Raw genomic sequence first — 25,223 nt, 5'->3', positions numbered from 1 at the left:
CTCCTTACACCTGAATTTTTGTCAATTTATTGATTAATATAAAGCCAATTACTCCTGATAAAATGCTAAATCCAACAAGAATTCGTCCTATGTTGTTTGAAAATAAAGGTTTTATATATTCTGGATTCATTAAATAAATCATACCACCCAATATTACAGGTAATGCTCCAATTACTCTTCCTGAAAGCCTTCCCTGAGAAGTCAATGTTTGAACTTGCCTTTGTATTCTTATTCTTTCTCTTATGGTTTCAACTATTATTTCAAGAATCCCAGCTAGATTTCCACCAACCTGTCTTTGAATTAATATTGCTTGTATTAATAATTCTAGATCATCCGAGGGCATTCTTTTATTTAAATTTTGCAAAGCATCATCCATGGTTATACCATAGCTCATTTCCTTCATCAATATTCCAATCTCATCTTTTGTGGGAGAATCACATTCTTCTACTACGGTTTTTAAAGCCTGTGGAAAGCTGTAACCTGATTTTAAAGAACCAATTATAATATTTATCATATTAGGTAATTCTTTATTGAATTTCTCTATTCTTTTCTTTATCTTACCTTTAACCCAAAACTTAGGCGTTATATATCCAAGTACCCCTCCCACAAAAAGGAAGATAAAATTATTTAGTATAAAGTATAAAATTCCTCCCATGATTGCTGCTAATATCCACTTAGCCATGATATATTCTTCCACATCTATTTCTAAGCCAGAACTTATAAGCATTTGTTCCGTATCATCATTATTTATATGAGATAATTTTTCACTAATTATTTTATTTAATTTTTTTAGGGTATTATTATCCAAAGTATTTTTTGAATTTGTTTTATCATTTTTTCTTTTATTCTTGTGTTTTTCAATTTTTAAATAATAATCAATTCTCTTTTTTATTCTTCTATCTGAAACAATAAAGCTAAATAATATTGATACAACTGATAAAAAGGAAAGCAAAAACATCAATAATAAAACCATAGCTTTCATAATTACCACTCCTCTATTTGAAATATAGAATCCGGCACTTGTATCCCTGATGCTAAAAGCTTATCATAAAATTTAGGACGTATGCCTGTGGAAATCATTTTTCCAATTAATTTCCCATTTTGATCTTTTCCTTGCTGTTTAAATGTGAAAATATCTTGAAGAACAACCACTTCCCCTTCCATACCTTGTACTTCTGTTATACTTACAATTCTTCTTGAACCATCACTAAGTCTTGATTGCTGAATTATCAAATCAATGGCTCCAGAAATTTGTTGCCGAATAGCTCTTACTGGTAGCTCCATTCCAGCCATTAAAACCATGGTTTCAAGACGAGCTATCATATCTCTTGGGCTGTTTGAGTGACCTGTTGCTAAAGAACCATCATGTCCAGTATTCATAGCCTGCAACATATCTAAAGCTTCCCCACCACGAACCTCACCGATAACAATTCTCTCTGGCCTCATTCTCAAGGAATTTTTTACAAGATCTCTTATAGTTATAGCTCCTGTCCCCTCAATATTTGCCGGTCTTGATTCTAAAGAAATAACATGGTCTTGTCCAAGCTGAAGTTCCGCTGCATCTTCAATGGTTATTATCCTTTCATCATCTGGAATAAATGAGGATAAAACATTTAAGGTGGTGGTTTTTCCGGAACCTGTCCCCCCACTAATAAAAATATTTAGCCTTGCTTTTACGCAGGCATCAATAAAAATAGCCATATCTCTTGTTAATGTTCCGAAACTTATTAAATTTTCAATTGTAAAAGGGTCCTTTGAAAATTTCCTAATAGTAATGGTTGGCCCTTTTAAGGCTAATGGAGGAATTATAGCATTAACTCTTGATCCATCTGGGAGCCTTGCATCAACCATAGGACTGCTTTCATCTATTCTTCTTCCTAGGGGTGAAACAATTTTCTCAATAATATGCATAACGTGTTCGTCATTTCTAAATTGTACATCTGTAAGAACTACCTTACCTTTTCTTTCTACATATACTCTATGGGGGCCATTTACCATTACTTCGCTTATATCTTCATCTTTTAACAAGGGGGTTATAGGTCCAAACCCTGTTAAATCATTTATTATCTCATCAATAACTGCTTTTCTGTCAATATCACCTAAATATTCTCCATCTTTTTTTATTATTTCAAGAGCGATTGAATCTATCTCTGATATTATTTTTTCAACATCATCATTTTTAAATTGAGTTAATATAGTTTTCTGTATTTTATTTTTTAGTTCTTTTTCCTTGCCTGTTTGTTGTTTGTTTGAGGTATTATAAACTATCTTCTGTAGATGAGTTTTTTCACTTTGTTTTTGTTTTTCCTTTTCTGTTTCTTTTTCTATTTCATTTATACTGTTATTTTTCAATTCTTTTTTATCATTTAAATCAACGTTATTATTGTTTATACTATTAAGTCTATCAATGAGGCCCATTCTTTTCCCCCCTTTTCTTACTTATGTTTCTTACTTATGTTTATTACTTACGTTTCTTACTTACCCTTGTTACTTATTATTTGCTTTTCTTAAAAAACCCTGTTGAACTTTTCTTTCTTCTTCGCCCTCTTTTATGGGATTTTTTATACTCAGTAATTTCATAAACCAAATTAATTATTTCATTGGTTATTTTTTCCTTTGGTTTGTTAATTACAAAAGGTATTCCTATATTCAAAGATTTAGATACTATTTTAAAATTGTTTGATATATAAATTAAATTTTCAATACCAAGTATTTCCCTAACATCTTTAAATTTTATTACACTCTCCATATCTGCCCTATTTACAATAACTTTTACTTTTCCTGAAATTTCCAAGGATTTTAGCGTTTTAAGCATGATTTTTGTGTTTTTCAAAGTTGTCATTTCAAGATCTGTAATAACAAACACTTTATCAGCTTTTTCTATGAAATTAATGTTGTGTTCCGTAAGTCCTGTCCCCAAATCTACAATCAAAAACTTATTTTGTTCTAAGAGTTTATCACATATAACTTCTATGGCCTTAGGTGTTATTAACTCTGCATATTCAGGCTTTAAAGGTGCCGATAAAATTTTAACTCCACTTTCATGCTGCTGAATATAATTTGAGATCACTTCATTATTTAAAGATTCCACATCACCAACCATATCACTTATTGTAAGTTTTGGTTGCATATCTAAAGCAATATTTACATCACCAAATTGAAAATCACCATCTATAATACAAGTTGAATAACCTTTCATAGCCATGGTAACAGCTGTATTCACAGAAATTACTGTTTTTCCTACCCCTCCTTTTGCAGCAACAAAAACAATCATTTCTCCCTTTGATTCATCATTAATATTATTGTTTGTTGTATCCACATTATTTTTAAATGTATTCATAATCTCACCTTCTTGATTTGTTGGTTGTTTATTTGGGGAATATGTCGCTTTTTAGTGTGAATTTAACATTTCCTCTTTCATCTGCATTCACTATTTTAACCATATCTTCTGGCTTCAATTCTAAGGTTACAGATATATATTCCACACCTGTATCTTCAATAATCTGTGACTGACTAGTGGTATCTGAGGAGTCAACTTGTGGTGAATTTTCATTAAGTCTTTTCCCAACAGCTAATACTCTTACATTTTCTAATATCACTTCAGTTATTATTTCATCCGTTTCATTTTCCTTTTCAATAATTTCACTAAATATAACATCCACATAATCCTCAGGTTCAATTAAGTTTGATACAGATTCTACATAATTAACCTCAATAGATACTGCTCCATACCCTTCTCTTATTTTATTTGTTAAAAAATCTTCTGCTGCAAATTGGTCAACAAATCTACTAGCAAACAATATTTCTCCTTGTTTCATATTAGTAGCTGCATATTTTCCTACTACATCTTGTATTTCTTTTATTGCCTCTGGGTGAACTGACTCTAAATAAAATTCTTTTGTTTCTAACATTTCCTCAGTAACTTTTTCATTTTTAGTGATATCTATTTTAGGTACAACAACACTTATCTTATTTTCATTTTTCTTATATTTTTCTTCTAAATCATTCAAATAATTATTAAATAGGATAGTGGTTATAAATGCCATTACCAATGTTAATATAAGTATATTTCTTAATTTCATAATTTCACCTACTCTGATAGTTTTATTGTGTAAGCCCCTGTATCTCTTAAACTTTCATTTCCAAAGCCCGTTCCAGCTCTTTTTATAAAATACCCTTTGATTGTAGAATCCTGTTGATTTACAGGCTCTTTTAAATAAAAATAAGCAAATCCCACGATTTTCACTTTACTTAGTTGTTTTCCATTGAATGCATAGGGCTCGTATACTAAAACTAAAATAATTCTATCGCAATCTCTACTATTGTAGTCATTTATAGAGTGGCTGCAAGAATTTATTCTATAATTTACCGCATTTACTGTTTTTCCAGCGATATTTCCTGTTTGAGTATTAATTATATCTCCAACTTTTAATTCTCCATCATATCCATACATTAAATCCTGTTCATAAAGTTTTGCACCTGGCCCTTGAAGAGCTAATACCCCAAAATTACCGTATTCAGAATCTCCAGAATCCACCTTTAAGGTGTACTCTTTAAGATATTCAAGTGGTACAGATTCATCAATTCCAAGTGGTACAGCACCTGTCCCTGATTTCATAGGCGCTAGTTGTACTGAGGAGGTTACACTTACTTTTTCGCTATACATTTTAAAAATTTTTAAAAAATATAATTTTACTTCCTTCTCCAAAGTTACAGAGATTCTATAAGGATAGGTTGTTACTATTGATATCTCCTTTAAGCTTGCTTCTTCTCCATGAGCATTTAAAATATTTGCAACAACAGCATTTACTGCAGCACTACTATTAGTAAGTTCCTGTGCTCCCGACAAAACCACTGCATTAGCCGTTTTCTTTAAATGAGTTTTGGTTAAATATAAAACCCCTGTATCTATAACTAAACCTGATATTCCTATAAGGATAACAAGATAAAAGGAAAAAAGTACTATGGCATTACCACTTTCTTCTTTTATAAATCTGTTCTTTATAAATCTTTCTTTTAGAATTTTCAATTTTTTTAACATCATACTTTTCCTCCTATGAACTTATATTGTTCATTGAGTATTGTTCATTGAGTATTGTTCATTGAGTATTATCAAATTATTTATTATTAAATTTTCTATCACTCCACTCTTATAGTAGATTGAGTCACAACTTGAAAGGGTGAATTAATAACATTACCTATAATGGGAGTGATGTACTTAACTTCATAGGTAATTTTTAATGTAAGGTAATCACCAGAATCTCTTGATGAATCACTTGGGTTAATATTTACTATCATTGTGTCTTTATCAGGCAACTTAACCTGTTCATTTACATATTGCATTATCTCATAATCACTTTTACCCAAACCACCCATTCTAACAGCTTCTTGAGTTATCATATTTAAATTTATTGATGCATATAATATCCTTCCAAAGTCTAGTACAGCACATAAAAGAAGTAAAAATATAGGCAGAATTATTGCAATTTCTACCATTGCTTGTCCTTTTTTTATTTTCATATTATCCAAGCTCCTTCAAACAAAAGACAAATGAATGCTCCTCCTACAATAGCTACCCCATAAGGATATTTTTTAATTAAAGCCGTGGTAGGGAATTCTAACTTATATGTGGCTCCATTAAATAATGCAAATATCCAAGTACCTAACTTTTTTAAAAAATTTACAAATTCTTTATGGGATATAATAATTATCAATGCTATAGCTCCTCCTATTAAAGCCATATATAAAGCTGTATTCAAAACAAAAATACTCCCTTTCATCGCTCCAATAACTGCCAAGAGTTTTACATCTCCCGCTCCTATTCCTCCTAGAAAATATGGTATTAATAGAATACCTAGCCCTACTACAAAGCCTAATAGTGAACTTTGTAATCCACTTAAACCATTTGAAATAAATTGAATTATTACAACTAAAATAAGGGTTGGGTAAATAACTTTATTATATATTTTTTGCTCTTTTAAATCTGTGATAAAACATATAGTTAAAACTAAAATTAGTATTATATTCAAAATCAATATTTTCACCTCTTTTGTAAAAAGGCCGTCCATTTTATGGAAGGCCTTTTTAGATGTGGGATTTATTATATTCTCAAATTAATGTATTTGTCAGCATCTTATCTTATAGTTTTATTCCGTACCTAAACCACTTGTTACACTTGTTATTACTGCTAAAATTTTATCTCTTAATAAAACTAGTGTAGCTATTACTCCAACAGCAATAATTCCTAGTACTAAACCATATTCTGTCATACCTTGTCCTTGTTCTTCAACAAATAGATTTTTCATTTTTTTTAACATAATTATCTCTCCTTTTTTTTAAATGAATTCTACTACATGTCCAACTTTTGTTTGAGTTTCCTCTATCATTCCTTCTGACAATTCAACTACGGCCACTGCTTTTTTATGAATCTTTCCGAATCTGCTGGGCTTCATTTTTTCATCAATAGCAATGATTTTATTATTAGGATCAAGATATAAAACATCAATAACATAGTTCATAAAAAAAGTGTGAATTCCATTACAAGGATGTATAAACATTCCTGATTGCGGGGACAGGACCTTTGTAAACATTAATCCTTTTAATCTTTTAAAAAAACTATCCGCCTCAATCACATTATGAGCTATTATCTTATTGTTAGTTAAATTTTTTAAAGAAAGCAAATTTCTACCTCCTGATAATTAAAAAAACTCATCCACAAGGAATGAGTTTTTTTCAAACCTTCGGCAACTGGCTGACATTATGTTAAAAACATGTTAGTCCCTGTAGTTTTGCGTCATTAGCTTTCACTAATTTTGCTATTATCGAGTTTTATATCTGTTTGTCTATAAATATATTATATAACATACTTCGCTAAAGTTCAACTGTTTTTTTTGTATTTTTTAATATTGTTTTAAATAAAATTAAATTTTACTCAAAATTTCCAACTTTCCAACTCTTCTACCTCTTCTACCTCTTCTACCTCTTCCCCACCTATTCCTCAAACATCTCATCCAACACTTCTTTTTTTATCTCTGGAATTAAACTTAAATGATCCACAAATTCCACCTGAACTCCTAGCTTATCAAACATATCTTCTACCCAAGTCAATAAATTAAAATTTGAAATAAGAACCTTTCTAGGTAATTCATTTTTTTCATTAAAAAATTCTAATAAATACCTCTGAAATTCTTCCGCCATATTATAAGGGTGAGTAATGTGATTTCCTATTATATATTCTTCATCCACATCTACTATCATAAGTATTCCATGGAAATAAGGAACTTGATCTTCTTCTTCAACAGGCATCAAATCATAAAAAGCATCTATTTCCAAAACTACATTTGTTTTTTTGCATTGTTTCTTTATTCTTCTAATGCTTAAATCATCATAAACTATAGGAATCTCTATCAAACTATCATACTCTTCATTTAATTTTATATAATCAACAACTTTTTCTTTGAAACTATTGTCTTCATAGAATTCTCTAACATGACATTTTCCTTCTTGCATAAGTGCTGCTTTATCCATATTATCTTTTAAATAAAGAACATAATCCTTAGCTTTATCTAAAATTCTTCCCATTAAAATCAAATTTTCCTCTTCTGCAAACCATGGAATAAATCCAGGCTCATATTCCCTTAAAATAGGCCATTGTTTCTTTCCTCTAAATTTAATACCTGAATCTTTTATTAATTCATAGTCTTGGCTCGTAACTTCATTCCTATCAACAAAATCAATAGTTATGGCCTGCTGAATATGTATAGCCTCTTCATCTAAATCATAATCTCTATCTAACATTTTAAAATAACTTTCTATTCCTCTGATTCCTTTATAAATAGCCATGCCATATAATTCTTCCCCCATACCCATTACTGAGCAAAAAACTATTTCATCCATATCATGAAGTTTTATTCCAAAAACATCAGTTCCACCAAGCCATTGCCATGGTTTCACCTCATTAAATTCTTTAGCCTTTTGAAATAATTCCTCAAAATTATTATTTATATCTTTATTTATATTTTTATTATTCATAATTTTTTCCCCTTTATCACTATAAGGCTCCTCCTGTGAAACTTAATTTACACTTGTTCTAAAAACTAGACGCACCAAATAATTTTCCAAAAGCTCCATATTTCTAGGAGTTTTGGACAAGTATAACTTAATAGTTAAACTAGGATACCCATATCATTAAATTCATTATTAAATTATATACAATTAATATATTTAATTCAATCGTTAATATACTGATGTAGGTATAAATTAAGTGTCCAAATTAAGTGTCCTGTCCCCGTAATTTATAATATCACGGGGACAGGACATATATTTTTGGACATATATTTTTAATTAATTTTTTCTTTTACATAATACATTCTAGATCCATAATCCAGTACTGCTCTCACATTATCATTGAAACCTGTCCCCGTGAATTGATGATTTAATTTTATACCTGCCTTCATAAATTCATCACCGTTTCCTTCCATACTTTCTGATGGAAGTTTGTATAAATAATTATTTGAAATAGTATTATGAATCAATCCATTTTCTTTTATTTTTACTGGAAGAAAATTATTGATCATTTCCCCAAAACTTCTAACGTTAATATATTGTTCTCTATTCTCTACCCTATAATAACTTTCATCCTTTAATCCTAGAGGATAAATTTTCTCATAGCTTGGATTAGGTTTAGCTAATTTTTGATAATACCCTATAAAGCTTTCATCCCTGTCCCTAGATACCATTGACCAAATAGCTACATTATCACTACTACTATTGCTGTTACTAGTACATTTGCTATTAAAAAAGCTTTTCTCTCTATAAAAAGTACCAAATTGTAGAAGTTTCCTATGTTTTTTATAGTACTCTATTTGTTTTGTAACAATTTTCTTCTCAAAATTAGTAAGTTTAGTTACATCAAGTTCATATCCAAGCAAACCAAAGGCTGCAGTATTAAATCTTGTTTCTATTGGAGTACTTCTCATTACTTGATGATTTACATTACCGCTAACATGTGCTGCCATAGTTGATGGAGGAAATACTAAGCTTGTTCCCTCTTGAATATAAACCCGCTCAATTGCATCTGTATTATCGCTTGTCCAAGTTTGAGGCATATAATAAAGCATCCCCATATCAAATCTATTTCCCCCAGCAGCACAACTTTCAAATAAAATATGAGGGAATTCATTATTCAATTTCTCTAAAATTCCGTATAAGCCTAATACATATCTATGAGTAATCTCTCTTTGTCTTTCCTTTGGTAAATAATTTGAATATATATCAGAAAAATTTCTATTCATATCCCATTTTACATATGAAATATTAGATTCTTTAAATAATTTGGCCAAGCATTCGTAAATATAATCACATACCTCTGGATTAGCTAAATCTAGTACTGCTTGATTTCTTCCCATGGATAATTCTCTCTCAGGCAATCTCATAACCCAGTGTGGATGTGCTTTAAATAATTGAGAATCATAAGAAATCATTTCCGGCTCTACCCAAATACCAAATTGAAGTCCCATATCATTTATTTTTTTTGCTAATCCATCAATTCCACTTGGCAACTTGTCTTTATTAACAAACCAATCTCCAAGACTTGATTTATCATCATTTCTTTTTCCAAACCATCCATCATCTAATACAAATAATTCTATTCCTAATTTCTTAGATTCCTTTGCAAGATTTAAAATTTTCTTTTCATTAAAATCCATATAAGTTGCTTCCCAATTATTTATAAGCACTGGTCTTTCTTTATGCTTCCATTCTCCTCGCACTAAATTGTTCTGAATTATGTTGTGGAAGTTTTGGCTCATTTTGTTCATTCCTTCACTAGAAAAAGTTAAAACAACTTCTGGAGTTTGAAGGTCCTGTCCCTGCTCTAGTAACCAATTAAAGTCAAAAGAATTGATTCCCATTTGCATTCTAGTTAAAAGATGTGGGGACAGTTCCAGTGATGCTTCATGATTTCCACTATAAACTAATGCAAATCCATAGCATTCTCCTTTTTCTTCATTTGTTTCTGATTTTTTTATACAAATAAATGGGCTGTGATCAGAACCACTTACTCCTTTTTTCGAATCTATCTTAAAAATACCTTGGCTTAATGGTCTTTTATTAATATGTCTTTCTCTAATCCAAGCCCCGTCTAAGGTTATGATTTCATAATTTGAATAATCTTCAGTGAACATATCTAAATTCATACTCATAGCTTTATTTATTCTTACTTTTTGCTTATTTCCATTAATAATTCTAACATTTCTAGTTATTATATCTGCCTCTGAAAATACAGAATAAGAAATTTCAAGTCTTACATCCTCCACATAATCGTATAAATTAATCTGAAGTGTTTCTGCATCTTTTTCATTATTGTAAGTTGATGGTAATTGTACTAATGGAGATTTTCCTTCATTAATACTATGACTTTCATATTTAAAATCTGCTGTGGAATTTCCATTTTCAAATAATAATTCAAGTGCTGGACTACGGTAATCTCCTTTTCCATAAGTAGGATATTCAAGTAATGCCACATTCAAATTAAAATCTTTTGTTTCAGAACTATAAGAAACAGAGTTGCCGATATCAAGCGAAAAACTTAAATACAAATTATCAAAATTGCTTTTGTGCCTTAATCTTTCTCCATAATACAAGTGTCCCAAGTGTCCACTTTCTAATACCTTCATGATATAGCTTGTATTTTCTGTTATTAAATGAAACTCTTTATTATTTTCATTAAAAATTATTGCCATTATAATTCCCCCCATTAGTATTAATTAGTGTTGATTAGTATTGATTTGTATTGATTAATTTTAATTAAAATTTATTATTCAAATCAGAATTATTATTTATTTTCACTTATACTTAACTCTATCGAATAAGTATAAAATTTGTTTTTATGTAATTTGTATTTATCTAATAAACATAACTGTCCTGGCTCATCTCCGCCAACCCCACGATGAAATCCATCAATATTCAAAGTAACCACATCTTCTGTTCCTAGCATATAAGAATGAGTTGCATCATCTATACTTTTCATTCTATAAGGCCAAGTACTAAAACTAATTTTTTTATCTACTGCTTTTACATTTAGCTTGTATCTATTATTTGATATTGATAAATTGTAAATATCAGTTCTTAGTCCATTTTCTTGCGGTCTCATATATTCGTGATGCATTTCTTCTACAGATTTTGAATAAATACCATATTTACCACCTAGTTTTCTATCACAATAAGTTTCATGCTCTCCTCGACCAAACCACTCAACTTTATTATATTTTTCATCTAACTGAGCAGTAAAACCTAATCGTATCATTTCTTTTTTAGGTTCAGCCATAGTTGTAATATTTATTTTTCCTGAGCTATCTATTGTGTAGATCAAAGCTAATGTTTTGAAAAGTTTGTGTTTATATATAACTTTTATCCTAAAAGACCTGTCCCCACTTATATTTTCACTTATATTTTTGAAAATATGTTTTTTGTTGTCCATTTTATCTAATTTATCTAATTTATCTACCTTTTCATCTATTAAAATTTTATGAACTTTAGGAGGATTATAAGTAAGTTTTTTGAAAGGTCCTTCCTCATACATTTTTCTAATTATAGGATTAAAATTACCAAATCCTATATCATTATCCGTAATGGGTCTCCAAAAATTCATCTTTATTGGATTGTTCACCACTATATTTCCATTGATTTTTATTTCATCAATCAATCCATTTTCTTTGTTAATTGTATATTCCGTGTTATTTGAATTTATAGAGTACTCCTTGGCATCCTCAATCACTATTACCTGTCCCCGTTGATTCTGCTGTTTCTTATTAATTGTTAAGTCCTGTCCCCGTTGATTTCCACTATTAAATACCAGGTCCTGTCCCCCATAATTTTTAGAATTTACAAATTTTTCTTGTAGCACAAATTGTTCAAAACCAACTTCATAACCTTTTTCCTCATAAAGAGTTTTTTCTTTTAATGTCATAGAAAAAATAATATGATAAGTTTTGTCTTTTTTCATTTCAATAGAATCAATGTTTAGTTGAAATAATTTTGATGGTTGAATACTGGGTAATAGAATTTCTTTTCTTAAGATTTCTTTCCCGTCCTCTAAATAATAATAATGTAGTTTATACAAATTCAAATCCGTAAAAAATCTTTTATTTTTGAGTATATATTTTTCTTCACTTTTATAAATAGAAAAATCTTGATAAACTTTTTTCACTTCATATATAGATGGGTGTAGCTCTCTATCTGCACTTACTATACCATTTGCGCAATATTGTCCACTGTGTTTTTCTTCCTCATAATCCCCACCATAGGTCCAAACATCTTTACCATTTTGTTGTTTTTTTCTAATAGACTGGTCAACAAAATCCCAAATAAATCCCCCACACCAATTATCATATTTTTCAAATACATCCATATGCTCTTTAAAATTCCCCAAACTATTTTCCATTGCATGTGCAAATTCGCAATTCATAATAGGTTTATCCTTATATTGGTCTTTAGTAAAACCCTTTTGATCCGCAGCTAATTGATTTAAAATATTTTGAAATAAACTAATTTTTATATCTTCTAATTCACCAAATCTAGTTTCTTTTTCTGGTGAAGGATACATTAAACTCAATACATCTGATACCTTTAAATCCATATCCCCTTCATAATGAAAAGGTCTTGTGGCATCTACTTTCATAGCCTCTTGCTTCATAATGTGAAAATTTTCTCCGTAGCCAGCTTCATTTCCCAAGGACCACATTATAATACAAGGATAATTTCTATCCCTAAAAACCATTCTATTCATTCTATCCACTACCGCTTTTGTCCAGATAGGATTGTCCCCTGGTATGTTTTTACGTCTAACCCCATGAGTTTCAACATCTGCCTCATCAATTACATAAAGTCCATATTCATCACATAATTCATATAAATGAGGGTCATTTGGATAATGCGCTGTTCTAACAGCATTAATATTATGTTGTTTCATAATATTAATATCTTTCTCCCTCAACTTTTTATCCACATACCAACCAGTATCAGGACTAAATTCATGCCTATTAACTCCTTTAAAAATAATTGGTTCTCCATTAATAAGAAATTTACACTTCTTTATTTCAACCACTCTAAATCCAAATCTGCTACCCTTTACCTGTAATATTTTTTCATTCTCATCTTTTAGAACCACTGTTATATAATATAAGTTGGGCGTTTCATGATTCCATTTTAAAGGATTCAGTACCTGTCCCCGTAGTTTTACTAATTGTTTTTCACCAATTTCCTCATTATTTATTAACTTTGATTGTAAATAACTGAATTTATCTTCCATCAACTTATAACCAAGTTCATTTTTATTAGTGGATATATAAATTTCAATTTTTCTAGAAATGATACATTTAGCGGGGACAGGACCTTTATTTTGAACCAAAATTTCTGCATAAAGCGTAGCATTCTTATATTCATCATCAAAGGTATTATAAAGATAAATATCCCATATTCTTTCCTTTGATTCATGGTACAAGTATACGTCTCTATATATTCCCCCTAAAAACCACATATCCTGATCTTCTAAATAAGTTCCATCACTATACTTGTACACCTCAACTGTAACTTGATTTTCTCCTTCAACCACATAATCATTAATCAAGAATTCTGCCGGTGTCATAGACCCTTGAGAATAACCTACTTTTTCTCCATTAATATAAAGATAAAAAGCAGATTTTACCGCCCCAAAATGTATGTATACGTAATCATTCAACCAATTTTTATTTATATCAAATGTTCTTCTATAAATCCCTACCGGAATTTTATCTTCAAATAAATTTGGTATATGTTTTTTTCTTTTATCTAAAACTGGAGGATAATCAAAAGCTAAATAATAAGGTTTTGAATACCCTTGTGTCTCCCATACGCTTGGAACATTAATATCATCCCATCCTTTAACTACAAGATTTTTTTTATAAAAATCTTCTGGTCTTTCTTTATAATTATTACAATAATTAAACTTCCAAACTCCATTTAAAAACTTTCTATCATTCTTTTTTTTCAGATATGAATTAATAGAATCATATCCCTGTGCCTCCATCCTAGGCTTAGCTTTGTTTATGCCGATAATTTCTGGATTATTCCAATCTTTTTTCATGGCAATTCTCCTTTATTTAACTTTAAGATAATCTATATAAATCTTCTTCATCAATTTCAACTCATCAATAGCATCGAATCTCAAATCTGTGGATGTTATTTTACCCCTTAATAATAATTTTTGGCAAAGACTTATAAATGTAATATTAAAAGTATACACTGCCATCTCAACATTTATATTAGCATCAATACTATTGTCTAACTTTTCACCGGAATAAACATCACAAAGAACTTTTACAATATTATATAAACTTTTTTCATACTCATTAAAATCACTAGGTTTTTCACTACTGTGAGCTATAAAATTGTCAAAATGTTCCATATAAATAAAATAGTCAGGCTTATTAATAAACACTTCAATATAATAATCTAGTAATTTTTCAAATTTAACTATGTGTGTATCTTTTTTATTTGAAAGTCTTTCTTCTAAATCATTAACTAAATCTGTGACATAATCCATAGCAACGACCATAGCCAATTCTCCTTTATTGGGATAATTCCTATAAATAGTTGCTTCTCCAACCTTAGAATTCTTAGCAATTTCTGCAAAAGTTGCTTGTTCTATATTTTTTTTAATAAAGAGTTTTCGTGCCTCTTCCTTAATATTATCTTGTCTTTTTTCTTTATTACTTTTCATAGCTAATCTCACCTCATTGTCTATTGCACAAATGATAGTATCACTATCATTTTATTTAATTCTATCATATACAGATACAAATTGATAGTATCAGTAGGTTTAAATTATTACCTTGAATAATATATCTCATTTTTTCTAAAAGATATATGAAAAAAAGCAAAAATATGTTACCATTAAATGGTATAATTTCTTTTTTATTCAATAGCTGTTTTTGTACATTATTCTAAAAGGAGAGAAAATTAATGAAAAAAATACTAAAAGAAACAAAATGGCTTTTGTCGCAAGTAAAACCAGTTAAATTTAACTTAATACTGATTATACTTATTGGTTCAGTTTCATCAATATTGAATGTATATAGAGCTGTAGTTTCTAAATCACTTATTGATTCAGCAACTTTAGGAAACAAAGAATTAATTATTAAATGGATAATTATTTTTGCAATGCTACTATGTAGTGATATTGCTTTTAGTACTTTAAACTCTATACTTACTACTTATTGCTCAGGTAAGATATCCAACAATACTCAATCAACGCTTTATCAACATGTTACCTATAGTGAATGGATAGAACACTCAAAACATCATAGCGTGAACCTTCTGACAAAAATAACTAATGATGTGGGAACTGTATCCTCTGTGCTTACAGACACTCTACCTAGTATGATATCTTTTTTCGTCATGCTTATTACCGCCTTTGCAACTCTGTTATTTTTAGAACCAACTATGGCAATATTATCCATAATAATTTTTCCTGTTTGTATTTTCATAGGTAAATTTTATGGACAAAGACAAAAAAAAGTTTACATTGATATACAAGACCAAGAGGTTAAATACAGAACCTTCATTCAAGAAACATTACAAAATATAACCATAGTAAAATCCTTCACTCAAGAAAAAAATAATATGTTATCTTTAAAAAATCTTCAAAATAAAAAACTTAAATTATTATTAAAAAGAAGTAAAATCAATGCTTTTTCCAACACATTTATTCAAATAGGTGCATGGGGTGGATACTTTGCTGTTTTCTATTGGGGTGCAATGAATCTTTCTAAAGGTACTGATGCTTTTGGAACCTTAACCGCACTATTACAGCTATTTGGTAACATTCAAGGTCCCTTTATAATGTTTGCTTACTCCTTACCACAAATTATTAACTCCTATGGTGCTACTGAAAGATTGATGGATATTGAAAAAATGACTTTAGAGGATACAACTATAGAAAATCTGTTTAAAATAGATAAACCTATGAACATGGAATTTAAAAATGTTTCCTTTAAATACAAAGAAAACTTGCCTATTCTAAAAAATGTATCTTTTAAAATTAATCAAGGGGATATAGTTGCTTTAGTAGGTACTTCTGGGGAAGGTAAAACCACATTAATACGATTATTACTATCATTTATACATGCTACAGATGGTGAACTATTAATAAATCAAAATGGTGAAAAATTAAATGTCAATAGGGATTTTAGACATATGATTTCCTATGTTCCTCAAGGAAATACATTATTTTCTGGCTCCATTGAGGATAACATAAGTTATGGTATAAACCCTGTATCGTTCTCCGAAATTTATGAAGCTGCTAAACAAGCTTGCGCCTTAGATTTTATTGAAAATCTTGAAGACAAATTTTCCTCAGAAATTGGAGAGAGAGGAGTAGGCCTTTCAGAAGGACAAGTTCAAAGAATCGCTATTGCTAGAGCTTTGATACGTAAGAAACCTGTACTCATTTTAGATGAGGCCACTTCCGCTTTAGATGGTGATACCGAAATGAAGCTGCTTCAATCCATTAAAAACTTAAAAAACAAACCCACTTGCTTGATAATAACCCACAGACCTTCTGCTTTAGATATTTGTAACAAAATATTAACCCTAAAAGACGGTATTTTGAGTGTATCATATAATACCAAAGTTTCTGAAGAATTCCAAGAATCTGAAGTTGCAGTAGAAACAGTATGAAAAGTATGATTCGCTTAATCTCCTTCATAGCTATTATATTAATTTTCTATTGGTTTTCAAATAATGGATTGAAAATTTCGACTTTTACTCTTAAGTCTAATAAAATACCTAGCGAATTTAATGATATGAAAATTCTTCAATTAACTGATTTACACAGTAAAAGCTTTGGCACAAATAATAAAAGGCTTATATCAAAAATAAATAAAATAAACCCTGATATTATTGTGGTAACAGGTGATATGCTAAATGCTTCTAATGATGATGGTACTGTATTTTTAGAATTGTGCCAAAATTTAACTCAAAAATATACTATCTATTATACATATGGTAATCATGAAGAAATACTAGAAATGAGATTAAACAGACTTAATGATAATTGGTTAAATGAATATATAAAAAAACTTGAAAATTTAGGAGTAATTATTCTAAACAACTCAAAAATAGAACTTATAAAAAAAGAACAACATATTAATTTATATGGCTTAGTATTACCCATGAGCTATTATAATAAAGAATATAGAAATAATCCCAATGTAGCAGTTCAACTTACACCTGAAGATCTTCAAAACAGTTATTTTCAATTAAAGAAGGATAAATTTAATATAGTCCTTGCACATACCCCCTTTTACTTTGAAGAATACTCAACTTGGGGCGCAGATTTAGTATTGGCAGGTCACGTACATGGAGGTATAGTAAATATTCCTTTTGTAGGTGGGCTTTTATCTCCTGATGTAGAATTTTTCCCAAAATACTACGGTGGTAAATACGAAATTGATGATTCAACGATGATTGTAGGTAGGGGCCTTGGAAATAGTTCTATAAATTTAAGAATTTTTAATAGGCCTGAATTAGTGGTGATTAAATTAAAAAATGACTCTAAATAATTTGGTATTTTACCATCTTATTTAGAGTCATTTTTGACTATAGTTTGAAAACTTTGCTACTTCCTTAAAATCGTTTTTCTCATATCCCCCAGTTACAAATAACTCTCCACACCTTAACCAAGCATGGGCATTCATTTTATTACTTTCATCTTTATTTACGCCAAGATAAATTGTACTATAAATCCCCTTCTTTTTAAGTAATCTTTGGGCTGTAATAGCTTTAACTAGACATCTACTTTCCCACGGAGTATATTTACTTGCTTGGTTTACAGCCCATGAAACTTTTTTAGCACTTCGATATACTTCTTTATCTAGAATATAAGGCGATTCAGTTTTAGGGTTACCCATATATTTCTTAACTATATTAAATTTTAAAAATAAAATTGCCATTCTTGCTATACCCGTTATAATATAGGCTTTGAAGAACAATAGTTTATCTGACCACCTTATACTTAGAAAGCTTTTTGACTTTCTAGTTAGTGTGGATAAGGTCATCATCTTTGAACCATCTCTATCACATTATTTTTCTCTATTAAAGCTTTTTCTATAACTGTAATTTGATCTTCAACAGAAAACTTATCTTTTGGCCTTTTAATTTTAAAGAAAGGAATTTCCTTAGCAATGTATATACAATTTTTCATATAATCTATATTTATTCCAGTATATTGTGTAACTTCTACTCTATAAATATTTTTTAAAAGTAATTTAAGCTTCTCTGTTCCTGTAATCTCCTCAATTTCTACATATTCCTTTTCCCCTATAGTTATTTCACAAATTGCTCCTAACGACACAGTATGTTTTATGAAGTTTTTATGTACAGGTATAGCGTATTTGTCTCTTCCCTCATCTATTCTCTTAAAATCTTTAAGATGATAATTCATTTTTTCCATAGCGTCTCTGCAAAGTTTTTGTTGTGGATATCCTGGATAAATAATATGGGTTAAATCTTTTCTTTTGCCTAAAACAGAAACATCATCAGACATAAAAGAATATCCTTTATCCCTAAATGCAGAAGTTAATGTGGATTTACCCGCTCCTTGGTTTCCTGTAATCACCAACGCTTGTCCATCAATTACAATAGTGCCTCCATGAATAGCTATTGTATTTCTTTGAATTAATAGCATACCAAATGCACTGCCAAGCAAAAAAGCTTTCACATTATGCTGATTTGCATTTTCAAAAGGTTCTACTATTATTGTATTTCCATTAGATATATAATATTTTGCAATATTATTTATACAGAACCACATTTTTTCTTTTCCAAACTCAAAGTGTTTACCATTATCTATTTCTTTGGATATTTCTTGAGGTAATACTCCGTATAATATATTTACGTCAATATATTGATTATTATCAGATAACAATAACTCTGGTAGCATAATTTCAGATTGGATATTCAATCCATAAGCTTTATAGTTATATACATTTATATTTCCATCTTTTAAATTCATTTAAATTTCTCCATTAACATTTATTAATGTTCTAATATATTAAATTAAATATCATTACAAAACTGATTTCCCATTATCTATGACTACACATTTTATTACTATATATTTAATACATAATATTAGATTTGCTAATTCTTTTATAATTTATCTACTTAATTTTAGTATCACTTTTCCATTAAGTTTAAATAATAATAAACCACAAAAATATTTTAAAATCTCAATTGTTCTATAATGATATTTTTGTAATTATTAGGTGTGTAAATAGCAACTATTTTACAGAAGATTATTAAATACACCCCAAAATTCTATGACTTTGGGGTATATTTAAATAATTTAATTACGAGAATGATCTAGTATCCTTGTTCTCTCCAGTCCATGGTCCATCTGGATGATCGTATCTTTGTCCTCCATGTTGTGTATCTTTAGCCATTAATACTAATATTTCTGGTTTACACCAAACTTTCTTTTTCATTTTAGCACCTCCTTTGTATTAGACACAGTATATTATCAACTATATTACTATGTCGTTTTAATTTTATATAAACTTGCTAAATTTTAAATACATATTCTTTATCATAATTCAAATAATATTTAAAAATATAACAAGCTATAGGTATTATTAAATAATTAATTGTCGTCAAAATATTTATCTATAAATTCCGAAAAAATGAGAATAATTATAAGCATTCTTACATTTTGAGAAGATTTTTCATCCATACAATTGCCAATAGAATCTAAGCATTTTCTTGTTTTATCAACATCTATGTATTTACTAATTGCATCATTGTCTAACGCGTTTGCCATGTGATCACTAATTGTTTGCCAATGTGGCTGTAGCCTTTGTACCCAATCTGCGCCCTGTCGTCCTCTTTCTTCATAATTAAGTCTTATCTTATCTGGTAAAACACCTTCAGTTGCTCTACGTATAAGAGTTCTTTCCTTTCCTGCTCTTACAAACTGTCCACTTGGCAAACTAAGACAAAACTCTATAACTCTCTTATCACATGTTGGATCTCTTTCTACTATGCCATGAGCTAAAGAAAGTTTTGTTTCTACTAATGCCAATTGTGATAGCGCTACAGGATCAACTACGTTTCTTTGCAATTCTTTACTATCAATATATCTAAATGGATAATTATAGTATCCATTATCTTTTATGCGACTCTCTAAATTCCATTTACTAATTAAATGTTGATTTATAAGACTCATTTCAAATATGTCTTTATTTTTATAAATGTTTTTAGTCATAAACTTTCTTATACTATAAGGCATAACAGCTTTAAGTGTTTTTTTTACAACATGATTTTTAGGTATTCTATACAAATTGCTATACCCATTTATCTCTTTAATAACATTAAATATTTTCCCTTTTCTAAACAAAGAGAGAACATGTGGCATAAAATACCCATAGGAAATAGTCATGTTACCGCACTGTCCATTTAGCAGTATTTTACAATTATTTTTACAAGCATTTTCTATAATATGGTTGTACCAAAATAAATTTTCTATAATCTTGTGTGGCTGTTCTAAAATATCAATTAAGAATCCAATATTAGTGACAGAATTTTCATTTTCGCTTCTACACAATGTCAAATCAATATTATTGTATAAATCAACTATAGATTTAATATATTTACTTTCATCTGCAATAATACCATTTTGTAAATTATTATTATATTCTTTCATAGGGATTGAGCTAAAAGCTTTTAACCTCTTATTTTTTTTACTCAATTGTTTAGCTGCTATGCAAGCAACTGAACCAGAATCTAATCCCCCACTCATCATTACCCCAACTTCAGCAGTGCTACGCAAGCGACAATTAATAGCCTCATAGAACACTTCATTAAAAGCCTTTACATATTCCTTATCTGATTTTAATTTTAATGGTTTTATCTCTTCTAGCGGATTCCAATATTTATGTATAGTAATTTCCTTATTATGCAAATCAAGATGACTAGCTGGTGGTAATTGATAAATACTTTCATACACAGTTTCATTATTCTGTATTTCCTGAACAACTAGTGGTAGAACTAAAAAATCTGCAATCCATTTTTCATTCAAATCAGGTCTTTTGTTTAAAACTTCAAATATAGGATTAATTACTGTGGCAAAAGCAAAAAAATCTTCTCCATAGTAGTAGTAAAACGTCCTTTTACCAACATGGTCTCTGGCGCAGAATAAATTTTTGTTTTTTTCATCCCATATAGCAAATGTAAAATCACCAATTAAATACTTTGTGCATTTATGTCCCCATTTTTTAAATGACATCAAAATCAATTGACTATCTGATATATTGTTTTGAATATCATTAGATATATTGAGTAAAGAGAACAATTCTACGCGATTATCGATAATTGCATCTGCAGTAATTACTAGTCCACTACTTTCATCATAATAAGGTAAGACTTCATTTAGAGATTCTGCTGTAATGTATTGCATTCCACAACCCATGAGCATACCCTTTCTATGTATAACTTTTATGGAATCTAATTTATATTTACTTAATCTATTAGTCATTCCAATTTCTACATTCTCTGAAACACTATCTCCATTAAAGTTTATAACTCCGAAAATTGCAGACATCTTCTCATCCCCTAATGCTCTTCATTTTTTGTTTATTAAGCTAATAATTTCAATTTTTCTTGTTTAGTTAAATTCTTAACCTTATATTTATTTTCAAAGAAAACCTTTCATTTAGTTACTAAAAGTCCATCCTCGTTAAGTTTCTCTAGAAATTCAACTGTACCTTCTTCACAAGTTTTTTCATCAACATCATATTCTTTCATTAATTCTAATAATATTTGTTTTACAGCACAAGGTTTACTAATAATTTCCCATATTCTACTTCCAACGCTATCCAGCATAAAATATTGTCCTTTTTCTAGATCCATCATGGCCTTTTCGCCATCTATATCTGTAGTATCTATTCCTTCCCTTTGTTCAACTATTGTGTTCATACTAATATTAATCATTTTTATACCTCCATCTTCCTAGTGTTTTCATATTCACATAATATTTATTTAACTTTTTACTTATTTAGTTATTTTTTACAGTTACGTATATGCTCTTGTTTTATCATATTTATTAATTATGACCTACTGTAAATTATATTAACTCCAGTCCTTTAAGTATTTTATTTCTTTTCTTAGAAATATGTACTGTTGATACTAAGAACTTTATCTTACTAAAAAAACTATATTCCTTACTGAAAACTCCACTAAAAAAATGATGAATCCATGCTATAGGTAGTAAAATAATATATTTCTTGGCATAAGCATATCTATCTGATAGTTTATTAATAGGTGGAAATACAAACATTATAAATCTTTTTAATATACCCCAACTATTGTTACCCACTTTATCATGTGAATTATAAGCCATTTTATTACTAAACATTTTTGATAAGGTTCTATTACCATGAACACCAGATTCAAAAATATCATCAATCAATAAATTTAAAAGTTCTCTTTTAACTAACTTAATACTATTTAATTCTTCTGGTACAGTCATATTAAATAAAATTCTACAAATAGTAAATATTGCCATAGTAAATTTGTCAATTCCATATTCTCTTATCTTATTAACAAAGCTTGACCAATCTATTAAATCACCTTTTTTTTCAACTAACAGTACCAAATCACAAAGTTGGCGGACTCCAAAACCACTACTTGCACTATGTATTGCCATATGCAAACATAAATGAACCGCTATATCTTCAAATGAAAGAGATAATGCTTCTGTCCCTCCAACTTTAACTTTCATTGTTTTTTTCCATATTTCATTTTCACACAGGACATTTTTCTTAAAAAAATCTTCATATGTCAAAAACCAATGTACTTCTATAGGTGGATACTTAATATGTTCAAATACGATATGTGCTTTTGTTATCCCATATTCTATATATCCAAGCTTTAATAATTGCTTTTTAACTTTATCTAAATCTTCTTTATGCACTAGTATATCTGCATCACACATAGTTCTTAATTCTGGTTTAGGATATATATCTCTTATAACAAGGCCTTTAAGTACTATTACAGGAATTTTTTCTTTATTAAATATTTCTAATACATGAGAAATCTGCTTGATATGTTGTATCTGATATACAGCTGTGAAGAAGGTCTCTTTTTTCCACTGTTCTAATTGCTCTTTGTCGATGTATTTTGATATATTGTTTTTATTAATAGCGGAGTATACCAAACCTTTAATATTATGCGCTTCTGCTTCATCTATTATTGATTTGAAATTGATCTTTTTCACTTGATCAATGTCTAATCTTTCATCATGTATAGCAGCAGATAAAAAGTTTATAAGTTGGATTTGTGCAGCATTCATGTTCACTCTCCCCTTGTATTTAGATAATGGATTATCAATAACTCGATAGTTAAACAACATAATAATTATACCTTTTTTTACATTAAATGTAAATATATATATTATAACATTCCTTCATTAATTTGAAACATATAAATTAACTGGAATTTTAAATATTTAATAATTTCATAATCTTTCATTACAGCTAATGCTTTTGCCAGTCGAGGAATTACCCTCGACTAGCTTCCACATTATATTATTACAACATATTAGTTTTTATTAATATTAAAATACTGATTATTAAGATATTTAGGATTCAACATTTCTGCCCCAGTTATAGAATTATTTTTATCGGTAAAATTTACAATCCCCTTATTAATATCCCTCCCATTAAATATATAAGGATAATTTTCTTGAATAAGTTCATTGTTTTCTAAAACTATATTACCATTTGGTGTAGTGTAACTAGTGTCAAAAATACTTATGATTGGTTTACTAGATTTATTATTAATTTTATTATTTATTAAAGTCAATAATTCTGCTCTACCTGCAGATAATTCAATAAATGAAACATCCGAATCATTTAAAATATTACATCCCTCAAATGTAACTTCAGATGGTGGACCCCAAGTACTATATCTTATTTTACTATTAGTAAACTTACTATTTTTAAAGTATATTTTATCATCACCTTGTGAATCAAAATTCGAATCTATTATTTCACAGTCTTCAGAATAATGACTATATCTCAAATTCCAATTTGCACCTGTTATCTTACTATTTTTAAATTTTGAATTATCAATATCAGCAGATTTAACTTCTATAATACTATTTTCAATAGAAGCATTTTTTATTAAAAATTTAGTATTCTTAGCTTTTATATCACAATTAATTAGCCTAGTTCCTTTAGCTAAATAAATTGTTGAATCAATTATAGTTTCATTAAACAACATATAATTAATCACTTTGTTTGCTACGGATGATGTCCCTATACTTGTACTATTATAATAGTTACCATTAATTATACATTTACCATCATTTGATCCATAGCTAACTGAACCTCCATTGAAATTATTTCCATCAAATTTATAATTGGTAGCTCTAGGCCATATCAATACTCTTTCTGTAAATTTATTCTCTTCAAACTTTAAATTATCACCAGCACAAACTACCAAGTCTCTATCATTGTCTATAAATTTGTTATTTTTAAATATTACATCTTGCATTAGCTCCCAACCATCTTCAAAATTCACCGCAAAACTAGGAGCGTTACCTCCATTACCTTCAAAAATATTATTTTCTATCGTCCATTGTTGCCCTCCACAAAATGCTAATCCTAAGCTTCTATTTTCTTTTATTATGCAATCATGAAGTATTACATTTCTAGGCGGTTTAAAATTCGAAATCCATGCACAATAACCTAGATTACTTTCCACTTTATCTTGTGGAAAAACAAAATGAACATATTTAGCCTCTTTAGGTATATCCACTTTTTTGAATTGAATACAATCTTTCTTTTCTACAAAGTTCATATTCTCATCATAGAAATAAGAAGTGTATTCTTTATTTTTTAGATATGGATAACCCTGATATCCTAATGTGTATCCTAATTCAAACTGTTCACCACATTTACTTATATTGTAAACTTCTTTAGTTCTACTATTTTTATTGCTTTCTATCATAATACCACTTTCTGATATAGACCCTGAAACTACATTCTTAGTATATACTGCGTCAAATCTGTTACTATTGGTTCCACTTTCTGTATATATTCCATATCCAGTAACATTAGTCACTGTTATATTATCCATTTCTAAGTCTTTACCACCTTTAAAAACAATTCCACATCCCCATTCATGAG

Annotated in this window: 22 protein-coding genes and 1 riboswitch; of the genes, 2 read left to right on the top strand and 20 right to left on the bottom strand. The window is 29.0% G+C overall.

Annotation, left to right across the window (positions count from 1 at the left end; all coding sequences use genetic code 11):
• Positions 1-4: 4 nt before the first annotated feature.
• The 13 genes from BUB83_RS16645 to BUB83_RS16590 form a co-directional block, all read right to left on the bottom strand.
• Entirely contained in the window at positions 5-982 is a 978-nt protein-coding gene (locus tag BUB83_RS16645; protein ID WP_073339822.1) for a type II secretion system F family protein, read from the bottom strand.
• 2 nt (positions 983-984) lie between these two features.
• Positions 985-2,418 (bottom strand): TadA family conjugal transfer-associated ATPase, encoded by a 1,434-nt coding sequence (locus BUB83_RS16640; protein WP_084133641.1) that lies wholly within the window; start codon positions 2,416-2,418, stop codon positions 985-987.
• Positions 2,419-2,494: 76 nt separating this feature from the next.
• Positions 2,495-3,340 (bottom strand): CpaE/TadZ family protein, encoded by an 846-nt coding sequence (locus BUB83_RS16635; RefSeq protein ID WP_073339820.1) that lies wholly within the window; start codon positions 3,338-3,340, stop codon positions 2,495-2,497.
• Positions 3,341-3,368: 28 nt separating this feature from the next.
• On the bottom strand, positions 3,369-4,082 hold the full coding sequence (gene cpaB, locus BUB83_RS16630) for a Flp pilus assembly protein CpaB (RefSeq protein WP_073339817.1): 714 nt from the start codon (positions 4,080-4,082) through the stop codon (positions 3,369-3,371).
• Between the two features lie 8 nt (positions 4,083-4,090).
• Positions 4,091-5,044 carry a TadE/TadG family type IV pilus assembly protein gene (locus BUB83_RS16625; protein ID WP_200801493.1) on the bottom strand — a complete coding sequence of 318 codons (954 nt, stop codon included), beginning with the start codon at positions 5,042-5,044 and terminating at the stop codon, positions 4,091-4,093.
• A 95-nt stretch (positions 5,045-5,139) separates the two neighbouring features.
• Positions 5,140-5,520, bottom strand: coding sequence for a TadE/TadG family type IV pilus assembly protein (locus BUB83_RS16620; protein ID WP_073339815.1), 381 nt, complete (start codon positions 5,518-5,520; stop codon positions 5,140-5,142).
• Complete coding sequence (locus BUB83_RS16615; RefSeq protein ID WP_073339813.1) at positions 5,517-6,035, bottom strand: A24 family peptidase; 519 nt, start codon at positions 6,033-6,035, stop codon at positions 5,517-5,519. The genes BUB83_RS16620 and BUB83_RS16615 overlap by 4 nt, the downstream gene beginning before the upstream one ends.
• A 111-nt stretch (positions 6,036-6,146) precedes the next feature.
• Positions 6,147-6,317 carry a Flp family type IVb pilin gene (locus BUB83_RS21715; RefSeq protein ID WP_143160578.1) on the bottom strand — a complete coding sequence of 57 codons (171 nt, stop codon included), beginning with the start codon at positions 6,315-6,317 and terminating at the stop codon, positions 6,147-6,149.
• An 18-nt stretch (positions 6,318-6,335) separates the two neighbouring features.
• The gene (locus tag BUB83_RS16610) at positions 6,336-6,680 is read right to left on the bottom strand and encodes a DUF192 domain-containing protein (protein ID WP_073339811.1); all 345 of its coding nucleotides are present in this window, start codon (positions 6,678-6,680) and stop codon (positions 6,336-6,338) included.
• A gap of 59 nt (positions 6,681-6,739) precedes the next feature.
• Positions 6,740-6,827: riboswitch (cyclic di-GMP riboswitch) on the bottom strand.
• A gap of 163 nt (positions 6,828-6,990) precedes the next feature.
• Positions 6,991-8,031, bottom strand: coding sequence for a DUF7309 domain-containing protein (locus BUB83_RS16605; protein WP_073339810.1), 1,041 nt, complete (start codon positions 8,029-8,031; stop codon positions 6,991-6,993).
• A gap of 308 nt (positions 8,032-8,339) precedes the next feature.
• On the bottom strand, positions 8,340-10,742 hold the full coding sequence (locus BUB83_RS16600; protein WP_084133640.1) for an alpha-galactosidase: 2,403 nt from the start codon (positions 10,740-10,742) through the stop codon (positions 8,340-8,342).
• A 92-nt stretch (positions 10,743-10,834) separates the two neighbouring features.
• Positions 10,835-14,122 carry a glycoside hydrolase family 2 TIM barrel-domain containing protein gene (locus tag BUB83_RS16595; RefSeq protein WP_073339807.1) on the bottom strand — a complete coding sequence of 1,096 codons (3,288 nt, stop codon included), beginning with the start codon at positions 14,120-14,122 and terminating at the stop codon, positions 10,835-10,837.
• Positions 14,123-14,134: 12 nt separating this feature from the next.
• Positions 14,135-14,758 carry a TetR/AcrR family transcriptional regulator gene (locus BUB83_RS16590; RefSeq protein WP_073339805.1) on the bottom strand — a complete coding sequence of 208 codons (624 nt, stop codon included), beginning with the start codon at positions 14,756-14,758 and terminating at the stop codon, positions 14,135-14,137.
• Between the two features lie 242 nt (positions 14,759-15,000).
• Between BUB83_RS16590 and BUB83_RS16585 the strand changes: the two genes are divergently transcribed.
• Complete coding sequence (locus BUB83_RS16585; protein ID WP_073339802.1) at positions 15,001-16,716, top strand: ABC transporter ATP-binding protein; 1,716 nt, start codon at positions 15,001-15,003, stop codon at positions 16,714-16,716.
• Complete coding sequence (locus BUB83_RS16580; RefSeq protein WP_073339800.1) at positions 16,713-17,600, top strand: metallophosphoesterase; 888 nt, start codon at positions 16,713-16,715, stop codon at positions 17,598-17,600. Before BUB83_RS16585 ends, BUB83_RS16580 begins: the two co-directional genes overlap by 4 nt.
• Before the next feature lie 27 nt (positions 17,601-17,627).
• Here the strand turns inward: BUB83_RS16580 and BUB83_RS16575 are convergent, their stop codons facing one another.
• From BUB83_RS16575 to BUB83_RS16550, 7 genes are all read right to left on the bottom strand, one after another.
• Complete coding sequence (locus BUB83_RS16575; protein WP_423231149.1) at positions 17,628-18,095, bottom strand: lasso peptide biosynthesis B2 protein; 468 nt, start codon at positions 18,093-18,095, stop codon at positions 17,628-17,630.
• Positions 18,095-19,051: a phosphoenolpyruvate carboxykinase (ATP) gene (locus BUB83_RS16570; RefSeq protein ID WP_073339794.1), complete on the bottom strand. Its 957-nt coding sequence runs from the start codon at positions 19,049-19,051 to the stop codon at positions 18,095-18,097. The genes BUB83_RS16575 and BUB83_RS16570 overlap by 1 nt, the downstream gene beginning before the upstream one ends.
• Before the next feature lie 337 nt (positions 19,052-19,388).
• Positions 19,389-19,523 carry a hypothetical protein gene (locus BUB83_RS22790; protein ID WP_278336943.1) on the bottom strand — a complete coding sequence of 45 codons (135 nt, stop codon included), beginning with the start codon at positions 19,521-19,523 and terminating at the stop codon, positions 19,389-19,391.
• A 155-nt stretch (positions 19,524-19,678) separates the two neighbouring features.
• On the bottom strand, positions 19,679-21,634 hold the full coding sequence (locus BUB83_RS16565; protein ID WP_073339792.1) for an asparagine synthase-related protein: 1,956 nt from the start codon (positions 21,632-21,634) through the stop codon (positions 19,679-19,681).
• Positions 21,635-21,741: 107 nt separating this feature from the next.
• Positions 21,742-22,023: a lasso peptide biosynthesis PqqD family chaperone gene (locus BUB83_RS16560; RefSeq protein WP_073339789.1), complete on the bottom strand. Its 282-nt coding sequence runs from the start codon at positions 22,021-22,023 to the stop codon at positions 21,742-21,744.
• Positions 22,024-22,156: 133 nt separating this feature from the next.
• Positions 22,157-23,383, bottom strand: coding sequence for a nucleotidyltransferase domain-containing protein (locus tag BUB83_RS16555; protein WP_073339787.1), 1,227 nt, complete (start codon positions 23,381-23,383; stop codon positions 22,157-22,159).
• A 248-nt stretch (positions 23,384-23,631) separates the two neighbouring features.
• On the bottom strand, positions 23,632-25,223 hold a 1,592-nt coding region (locus tag BUB83_RS16550; protein WP_143160576.1), incomplete at its 5' end, for a right-handed parallel beta-helix repeat-containing protein.

Source organism: Clostridium grantii DSM 8605 (assembly GCF_900129965.1).
Lineage (GTDB): Bacteria > Bacillota > Clostridia > Clostridiales > Clostridiaceae > Clostridium_AF > Clostridium_AF grantii.
The sequence above is the reverse complement of the archived record's forward strand: the minus strand, read 5'-3'. Positions and strand labels throughout refer to the sequence as shown.